The sequence below is a fragment of the Seinonella peptonophila genome, from assembly GCF_900129355.1.
Lineage (GTDB): Bacteria > Bacillota > Bacilli > Thermoactinomycetales > Thermoactinomycetaceae > Seinonella > Seinonella peptonophila.
Map to the genome: position 1 here is coordinate 34213 of NZ_FQVL01000012.1, position 14721 is coordinate 48933.

The 14721-nt window shown below is 39.7% G+C and carries 15 protein-coding genes; 10 read left to right on the forward strand and 5 right to left on the reverse strand.

Annotation, left to right across the window (positions count from 1 at the left end):
• Positions 1 to 288: 288 nt before the first annotated feature.
• Positions 289 to 1335 (reverse strand): BMP family lipoprotein, encoded by a 1047-nt coding sequence (locus BUB71_RS15270; protein WP_073156634.1) that lies wholly within the window; start codon positions 1333 to 1335, stop codon positions 289 to 291.
• A gap of 459 nt (positions 1336 to 1794) precedes the next feature.
• Here BUB71_RS15270 and BUB71_RS15275 point away from each other — a divergent pair, with 459 nt between their 5' ends.
• Genes BUB71_RS15275 through BUB71_RS15285 form a run of 3 tightly spaced genes read left to right on the forward strand, consistent with a single transcriptional unit; the run spans position 1795 to position 3227 of the window.
• Entirely contained in the window at positions 1795 to 2436 is a 642-nt protein-coding gene (locus tag BUB71_RS15275; RefSeq protein ID WP_073156638.1) for a winged helix-turn-helix domain-containing protein, read from the forward strand.
• On the forward strand, positions 2393 to 2620 hold the full coding sequence (locus BUB71_RS15280; protein ID WP_073156642.1) for a hypothetical protein: 228 nt from the start codon (positions 2393 to 2395) through the stop codon (positions 2618 to 2620). Before BUB71_RS15275 ends, BUB71_RS15280 begins: the two co-directional genes overlap by 44 nt.
• Positions 2621 to 2648: 28 nt before the next feature.
• Complete coding sequence (locus tag BUB71_RS15285) at positions 2649 to 3227, forward strand: ATP-dependent Clp protease proteolytic subunit (RefSeq protein ID WP_073156646.1); 579 nt, start codon at positions 2649 to 2651, stop codon at positions 3225 to 3227.
• 63 nt (positions 3228 to 3290) lie between these two features.
• Here BUB71_RS15285 and BUB71_RS15290 read toward each other — a convergent pair whose 3' ends face one another.
• Positions 3291 to 4190, reverse strand: coding sequence for a DNA-3-methyladenine glycosylase family protein (locus BUB71_RS15290; protein ID WP_245815660.1), 900 nt, complete (start codon positions 4188 to 4190; stop codon positions 3291 to 3293).
• A 245-nt stretch (positions 4191 to 4435) separates the two neighbouring features.
• On the opposite strand from BUB71_RS15290, the gene BUB71_RS15295 reads away from it, so the two are divergent.
• Positions 4436 to 5986: a class I adenylate-forming enzyme family protein gene (locus BUB71_RS15295; RefSeq protein ID WP_073156653.1), complete on the forward strand. Its 1551-nt coding sequence runs from the start codon at positions 4436 to 4438 to the stop codon at positions 5984 to 5986.
• A gap of 77 nt (positions 5987 to 6063) precedes the next feature.
• On the opposite strand, the gene BUB71_RS15300 is transcribed toward BUB71_RS15295, so the two are convergent.
• On the reverse strand, positions 6064 to 6324 hold the full coding sequence (locus tag BUB71_RS15300; RefSeq protein ID WP_073156656.1) for a glycoside hydrolase family 6 protein: 261 nt from the start codon (positions 6322 to 6324) through the stop codon (positions 6064 to 6066).
• A gap of 189 nt (positions 6325 to 6513) precedes the next feature.
• Between BUB71_RS15300 and BUB71_RS19235 the strand changes: the two genes are divergently transcribed.
• From BUB71_RS19235 to BUB71_RS15325, 4 genes are all read left to right on the forward strand, one after another.
• The gene (locus BUB71_RS19235; RefSeq protein WP_139279145.1) at positions 6514 to 7035 is read left to right on the forward strand and encodes a hypothetical protein; all 522 of its coding nucleotides are present in this window, start codon (positions 6514 to 6516) and stop codon (positions 7033 to 7035) included.
• Positions 7036 to 7797: 762 nt separating this feature from the next.
• Positions 7798 to 8004, forward strand: coding sequence for a hypothetical protein (locus BUB71_RS15315; protein WP_073156668.1), 207 nt, complete (start codon positions 7798 to 7800; stop codon positions 8002 to 8004).
• 29 nt (positions 8005 to 8033) lie between these two features.
• Complete coding sequence (locus BUB71_RS15320; RefSeq protein WP_073156671.1) at positions 8034 to 8327, forward strand: hypothetical protein; 294 nt, start codon at positions 8034 to 8036, stop codon at positions 8325 to 8327.
• Positions 8311 to 9732: an FMN-binding glutamate synthase family protein gene (locus tag BUB71_RS15325; protein WP_073156674.1), complete on the forward strand. Its 1422-nt coding sequence runs from the start codon at positions 8311 to 8313 to the stop codon at positions 9730 to 9732. The genes BUB71_RS15320 and BUB71_RS15325 overlap by 17 nt, the downstream gene beginning before the upstream one ends.
• A 30-nt stretch (positions 9733 to 9762) precedes the next feature.
• Here the strand turns inward: BUB71_RS15325 and BUB71_RS15330 are convergent, their stop codons facing one another.
• On the reverse strand, positions 9763 to 10944 hold the full coding sequence (locus tag BUB71_RS15330) for an ankyrin repeat domain-containing protein (protein WP_073156677.1): 1182 nt from the start codon (positions 10942 to 10944) through the stop codon (positions 9763 to 9765).
• Positions 10945 to 11037: 93 nt separating this feature from the next.
• On the opposite strand from BUB71_RS15330, the gene BUB71_RS15335 reads away from it, so the two are divergent.
• Complete coding sequence (locus BUB71_RS15335) at positions 11038 to 12756, forward strand: ABC transporter ATP-binding protein (RefSeq protein ID WP_073156680.1); 1719 nt, start codon at positions 11038 to 11040, stop codon at positions 12754 to 12756.
• Between the two features lie 119 nt (positions 12757 to 12875).
• Positions 12876 to 13640 carry a 4'-phosphopantetheinyl transferase family protein gene (locus tag BUB71_RS15340; RefSeq protein WP_073156684.1) on the forward strand — a complete coding sequence of 255 codons (765 nt, stop codon included), beginning with the start codon at positions 12876 to 12878 and terminating at the stop codon, positions 13638 to 13640.
• 17 nt (positions 13641 to 13657) lie between these two features.
• Here the strand turns inward: BUB71_RS15340 and BUB71_RS15345 are convergent, their stop codons facing one another.
• Positions 13658 to 14704, reverse strand: a complete 1047-nt coding sequence (locus tag BUB71_RS15345; protein ID WP_084731669.1) for a site-2 protease family protein — start codon at positions 14702 to 14704, stop codon at positions 13658 to 13660.
• Positions 14705 to 14721 lie beyond the last annotated feature (17 nt).

Below are 14721 nucleotides of genomic sequence, written 5' to 3' on the forward strand. Positions count from 1 at the left end.
TGCGGGGATGCTTAGAACCACTTTTTTTGTTAGAATAGTTGTAGCTCTTTGAAAACTGAAGATATGGGGTTGTTGCTGGAAAGGGTCAGTAACGTAAAATCTTCAACCACCCAGCTCACCGAAGTTGCGAAAACCAAGCGAAAGTAGGGAGCCTAGCAGAGCATACTTTGTTTTCACCGCTGGGACGGCGGGTAGAGCCTGCTAAGATAACTGGACGTTGGTCTGGTGTTCGCAGGAATCTACCACCTCTGTAGGTGGTAGTAGTTCAAAGCAAGATTAAATTCACCCTCATTTATTATTTTTAAGCAATGACTTCACTTGAATATCTCCATTGACCAATTTTTGTTCAATCTCTTTCATCTTATCTTGAATATCTTTTGGCACATGTTCTTCATAAAGTTTATCCTTTGCTAAACCTACGCCTTTCTCTTTTAATCCAAGGACTTCATGTGTACCAAATTTCAACTTACCTTCTTTATACATAGAAAGGGCACGGAAAATGGATTCATCGATATTCTTCATCATGGATGTGAGAACGCTTCCAGGATAGAGAGCATTTTGGTTTGAGTCGACCCCAATGCTATATTTACCTACATCATGGCTAGCTTCTAATAATCCTAAACCTGCACCTGCTGCTACATTAAAGGAGATATCTACTTTTTGCGTATTATACTGTGAGAGCGCTTGATCTTTTGCTTTTGGTGCGTTTACAAAATCACCAACATAAGATGCTACAACTTGAATTTGGGGATCGATATATTTGGCTCCTTGCTCATAGCCATATTTAAAATCGTTAATAATCGGGATATCTTGTCCACCAATAAAGCCAATCACTTTATCTGGATTTGCAGCTTTCAGTTCTTTACTTGTTGTTACCAAACCTGCAAAGGCTCCAGCTAAGAATGAACCATCACTCTGCGAATAGGTCATTGAATAAACATTTGGAGAATCTTTTACCACATCATCAAAGAAGATAAATTTGACATCAGGATAACGCTGAGATAATTCTTTGACTGAATCAACCATCTGACTGGTACCTACCACTACCAAATCGTATTTGCCACCTGAGATCAATGATTCTAAGCCAGAAGCCCAGTCAGCTTGGTTTGTTCCGCCTTCGACTGTTTTTGTTTTGATGCCTAATTCTTTACGCGCTTTTTCAATGCCTCGCTGTGCTGAATCAACAAAACCTTTATCACCTAGGGAACCGTTTACATAATATAGAACATTAGTTTCTCCCGATTTTTTTGTAGTTGCAGCACCACCACATCCAGTTACAACCAAGATGAGAGATAAGATTGCGATACATGATAACCATAGTGAGCGTTTCTTCATTTACAGAGTCCCCTTTCAGATTTTGTAAACTGGTACAAGATGAAAGTGAAGCTTAACTAGATCGAACTTTCGTCTCACCTCTCTCTACGATCTACGATGTGTAACCGCTTTCACATTTTGTTATATCTTATTTATACAACAAAACCTATCATTTGAAAACGCTTTTTTATCCAATTTTGATAAAAAGCTTTTAGGCGTTTCTTTCATAACCCCGAAAATGTAGATTAGAGATACTGTTGCATGCCCATAGCTAAGAAAAAGATCCTCCCAAACCGAAAAAAAAGCTAGTCCTGCTATTGGATCTCCTGAATCATTTCAATTCTGGAGATGCTTCTTAATGAACATTTTCGGGAGATATATGCTGAAGGCCCGCTTTTACTTACTTTCGATCACTTGACAATAAAATAATAACGTAATAAAATATTTTTACGTAAATAATACTTATTAAGTGGTGTTGCAATGAATCAAAAAATCCAGGAAACCTATCGAATCGAGTCTCCTGAACAGGCCACAGCACTGATTAATCCCCTTCGCGTGGAAATATTAACATTACTCAAACAGCCTCGTTCCGCTGCTGAAGTAGCACGCCAACTTCGCGAACCACCTCAGCGCATCAATTATCATCTAAAAAGCCTAGAAAAAGTTGGATTGGTGATGCAAGTCGGGACGCGTCAAGTTCGAAATTTAGTTGAAATACTATATCAAAGCATTGCCCGATCCTTTCTGCTTTCAGAGTCGCTTACTTGGGGGCAAGAAACGCTTCAAAAAATTAAAGATCAAGGAGCGCTCGCGCATTTAATTCACACTTCTGAGCGTATAAAGCGCGACGCCATTAGTTTAATGGAGCATTCCGATCAAGCAGAACAAATTCCTAGTGCCACACTTCAACTGCAAGTAAAGTTAAGCGGAGAAGAACAACGGCAAGCATTTGTTCATGAATACATCGAAATGATGAAAGAGCTCGTCAAACGATATCAAGTGAGTCACCAAAATAGCGAAGACTACCAGGTGATCCTTGCCGTCTACCCCCAACACACTAAATTCGAGGAGGAGAAAAATGACCAGAAAGTTGATCATGGCGAAGAAGAAAGAGAGTCATGAAAAGGAATCAACGATCATATGGGAAACAAAATCAAAGCAAAAAGAGCAAGGGAAAGTGATTCATTTCCCTACCAAACACGAAAGTACTTATGATGTTTTAGAAATCAATCCTCCATCTCCTGTAAGGATTCATATCTCCTCCTCTGGATTTGGCTTTAAACAAAAACTACAAATGGCTGCTTAGATGGAATCTATTTGAGAGGGTGTTACTGATGACCACTATTCCATATGTTATCGAATCAACCGATCGCGGCGAGCGTTCTTATGATATTTATTCGCGTATGCTGAAAGACCGAATCATATTCCTAGGCACAGGAATTGATGATCAAGTTGCCAACAGTATCATTGCTCAATTGTTATTCTTAGCTGCAGAAGATGATAAAAAAGACATCAATCTCTACATCAATTCGCCTGGGGGCTCAGTAACAAGTGGATTAGCGATTTTTGACACCATGCAGTTGATCAAACCTGATGTTTCGACAATTGCGATTGGTCTATCTGCTTCAGCTGCCGCTACCATCTTAGTGGGCGGTGCCAAAGGTAAACGCTTAGCACTCCCCAATGCTGAAATTCTCATCCACCAACCCTGGGTTCAAAAGATAGAGGGTCAAGCCACAGATATAAAAATCCAGGCGGATAATATCTTGAAGCATCGAAAACGAATTAATCAAATCTATTCTGAACGTACCAAGCAACCCTTATCTAAAATCGAACAGGATATGGAACGAGACCATTATCTAACGGCTGAAGAAGCATTGGAGTATGGGATAATAGATAAAATTGTAGGATAGTCTAAAGCCCCATCGATTGGATGGGGCTTTAGTTTGTGGACAAAGATAATGGTTTAAGGAATATTAGTATAATGTTCTCCAAAGGTAGAAAGTTGCATATGATTCCCAATTTGCCCAGTTGATCGACCACGTTTTAATCTCATCCTTTGTTGGTTTCTGGTCTAAACCAAGCGCAAATTTCATTGCATTTTGCAAACCGACATCATCAATCGGAAATGCGGAAGAAGCTCTTAAACAACGCATCATCACATAGTTAGCTGTCCAAGGTCCAATCCCTCTAATTTTGACTAACTGCTTTTCTGCTTCCTTCTCCCCTTTTTGCACCATCAAATCAAGTAATGCACTTTTAGATAGCTCTGTCGACTCTATTAATGAAGCAACACCAATCAGATATTCTGCTTTCTTCTTTGTCATTTTTAATGCAGTTAAATCATCAATTGACAATGATGCAATCTGACCAGAAGTGGGAAATAACCAATACTTTTGATCTTGCCAAGTGATCGATTTTCCAAACGTTTCTACAAAACGGCGTTTTAGCGTGTAAGCAAAAGACAGATTGATTTGTTGTCCAATAATCGCCCAACATAGTGCTTCAAACAATGATGGCATGCCAATATTACGCAAGCCATAAAACTGCTTTGCGATTTTACTCAATATGGGGTCATGTGCTGCCATTTGGTAAAAAGGAACTAAATCACGATCAAGATCAAACCAATCTTGTATATATTTTGTAACTTTCAGCTCAATCTTTTCATTCATGATCTTCGGTTGATTGATAAAGGATATTTGCAATACGTTTTGTGTTGGATTACTAATTTCTATCAATAAGTCTATATCATCTATTTTTAGAAGTTTATATAATTTTTTATCTTTCATCTGGTACATACACTCTGCGGAGGAAACAGATAAATACGCAAGTGTTTGCGAAAATGAAAATTCATCTGGTACTGTTAACAGCAACACAAATATTCCCCTTTCCTAGATCAACGTCTACCATTTTATCATATCATCGAAAAACTATATTCATCTTACAATATAACCGCAAGATATGATTGTTCTCATTGATTCTGTGTTAGATACCATTATTCTGCCTATTCCGAATCTTATCTGTTCACTTGTTCGCTTCTTTCTCCAATAGTATTCTTATAAGTACCAAGTTTTAAATTATATAAATACAGTCTAATTTTAGAAAAAAAGGGGTTATAACATTGAAACATAACATCGGACAGTTACTCACATACCGTGCAAAAAGTTATTCCGATGTCGAAGGTGCGATTGATGCTAATCGCAATGTTCGCTTTACATACTCCCAATTAAATGCCCAAGTGAATCGCATTGCCAATTGGCTCAAACATAATGGTATAAAACCAAAAGAACGAATCGCATTGCTTTGTCAAAACAGTATTGATATGATGACAATTTTCTATGGAGCGGCAAAGATCGGTGCTGTTTCCCTTCCACTCAATGTAAGGCTGAATATAGAAGAATTCAAACAAATTCTCAACGATGGCGAACCAAAAGTACTTTTTTACGATGAGTCATTCGCTTCACAGGTTGATATTTTACGTCATCATGTTCCATCTTTACTCACTTTTGTAAGTCTAGGAAATTCCATATCATCGACAATTTCTTTTCAACAACTCCTAGAAGAATCAGATGAAGAGGAACCAGAATTAATCGGAGGTGGCGATGATCCATTTTTATTGATCTATACTTCTGGTACAACAGGTGTTCCAAAAGGTGTCATACTTACACACAATAACCTATGGATGTCCGGCTACCACTTTAGCAACCATTTTGATTGGCGCACTTTTGATCGAAACTTAATTATTACCCCCATGTTTCATATTAGTGGACATATGTTTACTGTTACCAACCTAGTTCGAGGATCTACCTCTGTATATGCAGATTTCCACCCTCGACTAACTTGGCAAGTCATTGAAAATGAACGAATCACTCAATTTCTAGCGGTTCCGGCTATGCTTAAACTACTGATGAATGAACCGAATTGGATGGAACGAGACATCGATTCATTACGCTATATCATCTGTGGTGCTGACTCCGTCCCAGCTCAAATCATTGAAAAATGCAACCAATTTGGGTTAGAAATTTGTCACGGATATGGTTGTACAGAGTTCTCTGGAATTGCTTGCTGTTGGACAAATGGAATGGATAAAGAAAAGAAACATACTGTAGGTAAGCCTGCACCTTTTACAGAAATCAAAATTGTTGACCCAGAAACAGGGGAAGAATTGCCCCGTGGTCAAGTGGGAGAAATTGCCTATCGAGGTCCGCAAATGTTTGCTGGATATTGGCGGAAGCCAGAAGAAACTGCTAAGGTGGTTCGAAATGGTTGGTATCATTCAGGAGACATGGGAAAAATGGATGCCGAAGGGTATTTAATGGTTGTAGATCGACTAAAAGATATGATTATCTGTGCGGGAGAAAATATATACCCTGCTGAAGTGGAAGGAATTCTTCTGAATCTAGAAGGCATTCACGAAATCGCTGTCGTAGGAGCCCCTGACGAAATTCAAGGTCAAATCCCGATGGCTTTTGTTGTCAAAAGACCACACTCAAAATTGACAAAAGAAGATATTCTTGCGTTTTGCAAAGGGAGATTAGCCGCTTTTAAATGCGGCGAAAACGTAGAGTTTATTGATGAATTACCACGAAATTCAACAGGAAAAGTAATGAAAACAACATTACGTAAAATGGCTGCATCGATTATTCAACAAAAGAGAAATGCCTTAGAATAAGCCTTCTACACATGATCAAGCCTAAGGAAATCTTCCTTAGGCTTTCCACGATTAATTTCCATTGATTCATAAAATCGCTAAATCAGGTGAAAATTGACCTGCTTTTGTTCCTTTACCAATATTACAATCACTATCTGCTCTCCGGGCCGTTGAATCCATAACAATGCATCTGCACCATTATTTGGATGAGTTGTCGGATGAATTCCTAATTTTCTTCTAGGTGGATTACACCATTCGCCATTTGCTCCATTGTCATTTCGACTTACATCAGGATGTTCCAGAAGAAAAGGATCATTTTTTTGTTTTGGGGGATTATTTATTCTTAACTTGATGGGCATGCACATTGCCTCTTGTTCAATACCATACTGTATAGTATAATTAAAATGACTATGAAAATTATAGAAATACCAAAATAGTTGGCGACCCTTGGGTCGTTTCTATTCGGTAACGAAAAATCGAAGCGGCGGAACTCACCCGGTTGGGTAGTTTCGAGGTCTTTACGGCCACAACCATTTCCTGGAGGAGCCATGAACGCGAAGCTCATCACCATCATCGCCGACAATGTGACTCACGACGAGTACCACTCGAAGTCCCTCATCCTACCGCTGGACTTCACGATGTGCATCCCCGTCATGGAGGAGCGCACCCTGGGCCTCTTCGAGATCAACCAGTCCACCTTCGACCAGATCACCGGCCCCCAGACCATCGACAGGGAGCCGATCCGCATCTATGGAACTGGCCCCTCGGTTCACTGGGTTAGCAACACTCAGTGGTTCATCAACGGGGGACTGATCTACGGGACGGATGGTCAGTTCGGGTATCCCACATCCGAGGACACCTGGACGGAGAAGGGCAAGAGGGACTACCTGTGTTACTTCGTCACACGAACTCCTGAAAGGTTCAACCTTCAGCAGGTCAAGTGGGGAATGTCCAAGAAGTTCTTCCAGGCTCTCCAGCATGGGCAGGTCAAGGAGGAGTACCTCCAGTACCCCGACTGTGACCACTTGAACCTCCTGTGCCGGATCGAGTTCAGGAACAGGGGCATGTGATCGAGACAAGCACCTCTGAACAGGAGCGCGCATCCTGGTTCCCTGTGGGGAATCAGGGTGCGTGTGTCAATATTAGTCGGAATAATCCATTTTAAATGAATATTATACATGCTATTCTATTGAGTGCAGAGATTCAGATGATAAATGATTACTCTTATATATTATGCTAGTATTAATTTAGCGACCGCTTATGCACAGAAGGAGGTATTTGATCCTTTTTTGTGATCCTGTTGGATGCGACTAGTTTCTAAGCTAGAGTTAGTGAGGTCTTCATGGGTAACGACAAGAAGCAGGTCAACACCGAGGTCGACCCCGACACCAGACAGGTTCGTCGCGATTTCGATCCCGACGACACCAGTGGCAGCAACGACGACTGATCAAGCTGTCATGAGGAAGCCCCTAGGCACTGGGAGAGCCAATCTTCCAGTTGCTCAGGGGCTTCTTTGTTTAGATCAATCTGCATGATATGTCATGAGTAATGAATACAAAAAGCAGCTTGTCCCCCGAACATACAGATGTTGGCTACTTTTGGGATTGACCGAGTGAAGACAACTCCCTATTCGGCTACCATTAGACCTCAAGATCTTAACCTAAGTTGCTTGGTCTATAGATCTTCGAAGTGTTTACGCGGACTCTCGACTGTCGATCTTGTCGGTGTCGAGCTAGCCTTTCTTAATTGAACTCAAATGAATGGGCTTACTCATCGTTTGCAAAGGATAAAATCTACATTTTTGGGATACTTTAATTTTCGAGGTGAATGAGATGGACAAACAAGAATTACTACCAGAAGAATTTCCAGAAGGACCTGTTGGAGCGACTCGAAATGAAAAACTAGGCAAAAGTTCACCTTGGAAGCGAAAACAGCGACGTGCCTCTGCTTATGTCTATCCAAGAAAAGAGTATCATGCTGGTCTTATGCGAGACTCTCCGGGAAGTCATCCCCCACACGATGGAACAGAAGAGTTTTAATTTTTATTCGATAATAGGAGCGATGATACATGTCTCACGAACAAAAACTAGAACATACCCTTACCTATCTACATTCAGAGCTGAACAGATTAGAAACAATGGCAGGCACAATGGCTTCCATTGAGCAGGAGCACTTTAAAAAACTAACCAACTATGACCATCGAGAGCTAAATGATATTGCCGTTGAAGAGAAAACGGCGGCAAGACAATTAGGAAGTATGAAGCAAATGTGTCTATCCATGGCACAGAGAATTAATGAATTAAAAAATGAGTGGCATCATGAAGAGTCTAGGGAGAATCATAACCATGTGGAAATACATTGATTCCCTAATGCGAACAGCTATTAACCGAACAGTTGATCGGACTGTTCTTCGAGCCATTCGTGATCAATATACCGAAAATGTCATGGAAATGATACCCGCGACAACCAAAGTTGGTGTTACAAACTTACTGGAAATAGCCATGCGTGCAAATCAGGGGACACCGCTCTCTCGTCCTTTGGGCAGCCCGATCCATGCATCACCTTGGGATAGGTTATTTTTCAATCCTGTTCATCTTTTTCGTTTTCCAACACAAGATAATGTACAAATCCAAACAGCTGTTACGATCGGTAAACGGGCCAAAAGACCGCTTACTGTCTCAATTCCTATTCTGATCGCAGGAATGTCTTTTGGTGGAGCATTAAGTAAAAAAACAAAAATCGCTTTAGCAAGAGCATCTAGTATTATAGGGACAGCTACGAATACCGGTGAAGCAGGTTTATTAGAAGCAGAGCGTGAGAATGCACAGCTATTGATCGGACAATATAATCGTGGTGGTTGGCTTAATCAAGCAGATAAATATAAGCGACTCGATGCAATTGAAATCCAATTGGGACAAGGAGCACAAGGTTCCGCTCCTCAACGGACAACAGCAAAAAATATCGGTCCAGAGTTTCGCGAAGTATTTACATTAAAAAAGGGAGAAGCAGCCGAAATCAAATCGAGACTTCCTGGTGTTCATACAAAAGATGACTTTATCCAACTGGTTCACCGTTTACAAGAAGAAGCTGAGGTTCCTGTTGGTTTAAAAATATGTGCATCACATCATCTAGAAAAAGAGTTACAGATTGCGATTGAAGCTGGCGTTGACTTTATCACACTTGATGGAGCAGAGGGTGGTACACATGGAGGAGCACCAACACTTCAGGATGATGTAGGTCTTCCAACTTTGTTTGCCATTGCACGAGCTGCTGACTACTTCGCGAGTAAAGGAATCACAGATGAAATCAGTCTGATTGCCACAGGAGGTCTCGTTACACCTGGTCAAATGATGAAAGCACTCGCTCTGGGTGCAGATTGCATTTATATTGGTACTGCTGCACTTATGGCACTTGTTAGTGAGCAGATGACAAAAACGATACCATTTGAAGCTCCGACAAGTCTAGTTGTGTATGCAGGCAAAATGACAGACCAACTTGACGTTACACAAGCAACGCAAAACTTAGTTCGTTACTTTAACGCTGTTTTACAGGAAATGGAACTTGTGGCCATCTCATTAGGAAAAACCTCTCTCTCTGATCTTTCCAAAACCGATCTATGTACGCTTGACCCATTTATTTCCAAAGCAACAGGAATTGAGCTGGGCTATGTAGCACCTGAAAAACAGACCGCTTTTTTTGAAGAGTTTCAACCTGAAATTTATCAATCAATCGATCCTGTTATATCTGAAGAGACAAGACTTCATTAAAGCGAAAAAGCCGGTTTACAGCCGGCTAATTTACTTTTTTATCATATTCTTGCCTTTTTGAGGTATTGGTTGTTTCATACCCTCTTTTTTCTGCTTCTCGATTGCCTGAGTAATGATTTGTCGCAATTCTGGATCAACAGGTTTATATCCATGTTCTCCTAATTCCTTTAAGATGTCCTCACCCGCTACATCTTTCATTAATGCATTAGCCCCTACTGTCAAAAGCTTCTTAACTACCTCTTTTCGTCCATATCGAACTGCATGGGATAGTGCAGTTTCTCCTTCACGATCTACTTCATTTACATTGACACCTGCTTGGAGCAACGCGTCAACCATTTGCAAACGGTTATTCTCAGCCGCATACATTAGAGGCGTACCTTGATAATCATTTTTTATATTCAACAACTGTTTATTGACCAGCATTGCTTGAAAAAACGGAAATTGTCCATCTCGAATCGCTTGAAAGATTAGTGGTTTTCCATTTGGATCAATGGTTTGTACATCTTTTTGTTTTAGGAAATAGCGAAATAAGTCAATCTCCTGATGATAATAACACCAGGCAAGCGGGGTTTGACCATAATCATTTTTCTGTTTTAAATCAGCTTTCGCTTTCACAAGCGTATCAATAACAGACAATTGATGTGTTTCCAATGCAGCAAAAATCGGTCTACTTCCTTTTAAATCAACTTGGTTGACATTTACTTTTTTGGCAAGAATTTTTTGAATCTGAGTGGAATCGTTCGAACGTATTGCATACCACAGAACTGACTGTCCTCGGTTATCCATTAGATCAACTCTAGCTCCTTGCTGAAGGAGCCAAGGAACCAAATCTCTTCCATTACTTTGGTACCGCTGAGTATCATAGTCGAAATTAGGATTATCTACAGCCATCATTAAAGGCGTCACACCAAACTGATCCTGAAAATTAAGATTAGCACCATGCTGTAATAACAACTTTGCGATATCTAGATTTCCCATTGAAACCGCCATATGCAATGGGAATTCTCCATCTATATTAGGTTTATTTAAATCAACTTTTGCTTTCAGTAATTGGGAAACTTTTGGTAAATTATCATCCTTAATCGCTTCAATCACTGCGTCTATTTTTTGCATATTAGGAGATTCTTTCTTTTCAGCCATCAATGAACATCCATTCAAAATTAAAAAAACAAAACCAAATACAAATAATGATTTCATATATTTACTGATCAATGTAAAATCCTCCTAGGTTCTTTATAATAAACAAAGTGACGATTGACTCTACGGATCCATTGCAGCAATATTTCCTAGAAACGAGTGATTGAAGTGATTCGACGTTTTTTTTCTTACTATAAGCCATACCAAGGTTTATTTTGGCTTAGCTTCATCTGTTCGATCATTGTAGGCGTACTTGAATTAAGTTTTCCCCTCATTGTAAACCAATTTATTGATCACCTATTACCGCAAGGAAATTGGAAACTTATCTTTTGGGCATGTTTGGGACTACTCGTTGTCTACTTGATCAATTCATTTTTACAATATGTATTTGTATACTGGGGGCATAAATTAGGTATCAATATTGAGACAGATATGCGCCAAAAGTTATTTGATCACGTTCAAAAGCTATCCTTTCGTTATTTTGATAACCAAAAGACAGGACAACTCATCTCACGACTAACCAATGATCTATTTGAAATCGGCGAACTTGCACATCATGGTCCTGAAGATATCTTTATTGCCATTATGACGTTATTGGGTACTTTTATCATCATGCTTTACATCCATGTAAAACTCGCTCTGCTCACCTTTCTGATCATGCCCATTCTTTTGGCTCTCGGTATCTATTTTAATCAACGGATGACCCGAACCTCCAGAAAGCTATATGAACAAATGGGTTCTTTTCATAATCAAATTGAAAGTACAATTGGTGGAATTCGCGTTGTCAAAGCATTTGGTAATGAAGAACATGAAACAAAAGAATTCCATACGATCAATCGACGATTTCGGAAAATAAAATTGCAATCCTATCAAATTATTGGGTACAATCTATCGGTTAGTTACTTACTGATGCGTCTGTCTATTCTCTTTATTTTAGTGAGTGGTACTTGGTTTGTCATTCAGAAAGATATATCATATGGCGGATTTGTTGGTTTTGTTTTATTAACAAATGTCCTTTTTCGCCCTATTGAAAAGATTAACGCTGTAATTGAAAGTTATCCAAAGGGAATTGCTGGATTTAAACGATATACTGAACTACTTGATACCGAACCTGATATTGCAGACAAACCTGATGCGATTCCAGTTGAACATTTACAGGGTAACATTCGCTATGAACATGTTTCATTCTCATACTCTGATTCAGCACCTGTCTTACACGATTTTAATTTAACCATTCAACCTGGCGAAACGATTGCTTTTGTTGGACCATCGGGAACAGGTAAAACAACAATTTGCAGCCTTCTCCCACGTTTCTATGAAGTGACTCAGGGAAGGATCACAATCGATAGAATCGATATTCGAGACATGAAACAGACTTCACTACGCCAACAGATTGGCATTGTTCAACAAGATGTTTATTTATTTGCTGGTACGATTCGAGAAAATATCAGCTATGGAAGATTACATGCCTCAGATGAAGAAATATGGACCGCGGCTAAACATGCACAATTGACCGATTTAATCCATTCTTTGCCTGATGGAATCGATACAATTGTTGGTGAACGTGGAGTTAAATTATCCGGTGGGCAAAAACAACGGATTGCAATTGCTCGTGTCTTTTTGAAAAACCCACCTATCCTCATCTTAGATGAAGCAACTTCAGCCCTCGATACAGCTACAGAAGTTGCGATTCAAGAAGCGCTGAATAAACTTGCTCAAGGGCGCACAACACTGGTGATCGCTCATCGGTTAGCAACCATCCAAAAAGCAGATCGAATCATTGTCGTTGATCATAATGGGATTATTGAGCAGGGAGCACACGAAGAACTTCTTGCCAAAAAGGGAATGTATCATCAACTCTATCATGCACAATTTCAAATGAATTAGTTAAATCGACTCTTACTCATTTATTATGATCAATGAGTAAGAGTCTTTAAAATTTAACTTTGGTTCTCGCAAAATCCAGAAAAATCTGTTAATATAGGTAAAAAAAGGTCGTGTCTGCTATGAATTGGTATACACCATCGTCATTTGTAGGATTGCATGGAAACGATGTACATCTTTGGTGGATTGACGTAGAACGATTCCTACATCAACGATCTAGCTTATTTCATCTATTATCTACAATGGAACAAGAACAAGCTAGAAGATTTGTCTTTACTGATGATCAGAATCGATATATTGTGATCCACGGTATTTGTCGGTTAATCCTTAGCCGCTATATGAATTGTTTCCCACAATCCATTCGATATGGAACCGAGCAAAATGGAAAGCCGATTCTAATCCAAGCTGAAGAACCAACGATTCATTTTAATTTAAGTCATTCAGCCACAAAAGCAGTCATTGCACTTTCCTTTAGCCAAGTAGGAATTGATGTTGAAAAAATGAAAGAAAATATTCCATTAGACGAGCTTGTGCCACACTTTATGTCCATGAAAGAACGGGAAGAATTTTACTGGTTACCACGTACAGTAAAGACCGCTGCATTCTATCGCTGTTGGACCCGTAAAGAAGCATATGTGAAGGCAATTGGACATGGATTATCTTATCCAATCAAAGAAATAGATGTTTCTATTGCTTTAAAACCCATTTTGCGCGATCGGGTAATTCCGAAAAATGAACAGATGTGGCAGATTGTGAACATTCCACAAGTGGATGAATATATGGTGTCACTTGTTACAAAAAGGCAATCGATTAGTCCTTCCCTTCTACGTTATACTGATGCACTCTTTCCTTTTCCTCCAAAACAAAGAGCCAACCCGCTTCGTTAGGGATTGGCTTTTTCCTATTAACCGCCTATAGTGGGATGCTGAATCAATGTACTCGTCACAAACATCATGATACCTAGGACAGCAGCAAGACCCAAATAAGCAATTCCATAGATCCATCTTTTTTTCAAGGGAACCTGATAATAAAATTTATCCTGTGTTAATCGCTGTTCGGGAATAACAGTCAATTTTAAAACCATATTGATGTTAGGATTTTCTACAGTTGGATGCGTTGTACGAATCAATTCAACCCCCATCACCCCATGATTCATCCCTTCAAGCCGATATATCGTACCAATCCCAGGATACTTTACCTGAAGGATATGAAGCTTTGTATGAAGATCACAATAATAGTCATAATTTAGTGTGCGTCGATGCGTTTCGCCAGGAATTAAAACACCTTCCTGCTCAAACAGATCAGCAGATACATCAACATCGATTTCAACATCGACTGTTTTATTCTCTTGACGTAGTCGTGTCCAGAGATCATATACAAAAAACAGATAAACAATCGCTAATATCCAACTTTGCAGATAAAAAATTAAGATCAGCCCTAGTATTAAACCAAGTCCCCACAACCAACGTGTTACTGCGACTACAATTCTTCCACCATCTAACGGATGAATCGGGATCAGGTTAAATAGATTCAGTGCAAAACCAATCAAAGCAATTGCATAAAATAGATCATTTTGTAACCAGTACCCAAGCGCAAAAGAACTAAGCGCTCCAATTGTTCCAAGCAAAGGGCCCCCATATGCAATATATGCTTCTGTTTCAGCATCCTGAGGATTCTTTTTTAACATGATCAATGCCCCTACAAATGGAATAAATGCTGGAGCAGACGCAGGCAATCCTTTTTGCTTTGCAGCAAGGACATGCCCCATTTCATGAATAAAAATCATTAACACTAAGCCAATGGAAAATTGCCAAGAATAGAGCATCGCATAAGCCCAAACCGAAAGACCCATTGTCAACAACGTTCCACCAAATTTACCAAATTTAAGTAAGGGCAAAATGGTTTTTCCAAAGCTAAGTATAATCGCTCCAATACCGACCAACCAATTCACAATGCGACTTCTAGGTT

Excerpts from the sequence above, each read along its gene's own strand:
- BUB71_RS15270 (WP_073156634.1), bottom strand. The coding sequence starts at position 1,335 with ATGAAGAAACGCTCACTATGGTTATCATGTATCGCAATCTTATCTCTC.
- BUB71_RS15275 (WP_073156638.1), top strand. The coding sequence starts at position 1,795 with ATGAATCAAAAAATCCAGGAAACCTATCGAATCGAGTCTCCTGAACAG.
- BUB71_RS15280 (WP_073156642.1), top strand. The coding sequence starts at position 2,393 with ATGACCAGAAAGTTGATCATGGCGAAGAAGAAAGAGAGTCATGAAAAG.
- BUB71_RS15285 (WP_073156646.1), top strand. The coding sequence starts at position 2,649 with ATGACCACTATTCCATATGTTATCGAATCAACCGATCGCGGCGAGCGT.
- BUB71_RS15300 (WP_073156656.1), bottom strand. The coding sequence starts at position 6,324 with ATGCCCATCAAGTTAAGAATAAATAATCCCCCAAAACAAAAAAATGAT.
- BUB71_RS19235 (WP_139279145.1), top strand. The coding sequence starts at position 6,514 with ATGAACGCGAAGCTCATCACCATCATCGCCGACAATGTGACTCACGAC.
- BUB71_RS15315 (WP_073156668.1), top strand. The coding sequence starts at position 7,798 with ATGGACAAACAAGAATTACTACCAGAAGAATTTCCAGAAGGACCTGTT.
- BUB71_RS15320 (WP_073156671.1), top strand. The coding sequence starts at position 8,034 with ATGTCTCACGAACAAAAACTAGAACATACCCTTACCTATCTACATTCA.
- BUB71_RS15325 (WP_073156674.1), top strand. The coding sequence starts at position 8,311 with ATGTGGAAATACATTGATTCCCTAATGCGAACAGCTATTAACCGAACA.
- BUB71_RS15340 (WP_073156684.1), top strand. The coding sequence starts at position 12,876 with ATGAATTGGTATACACCATCGTCATTTGTAGGATTGCATGGAAACGAT.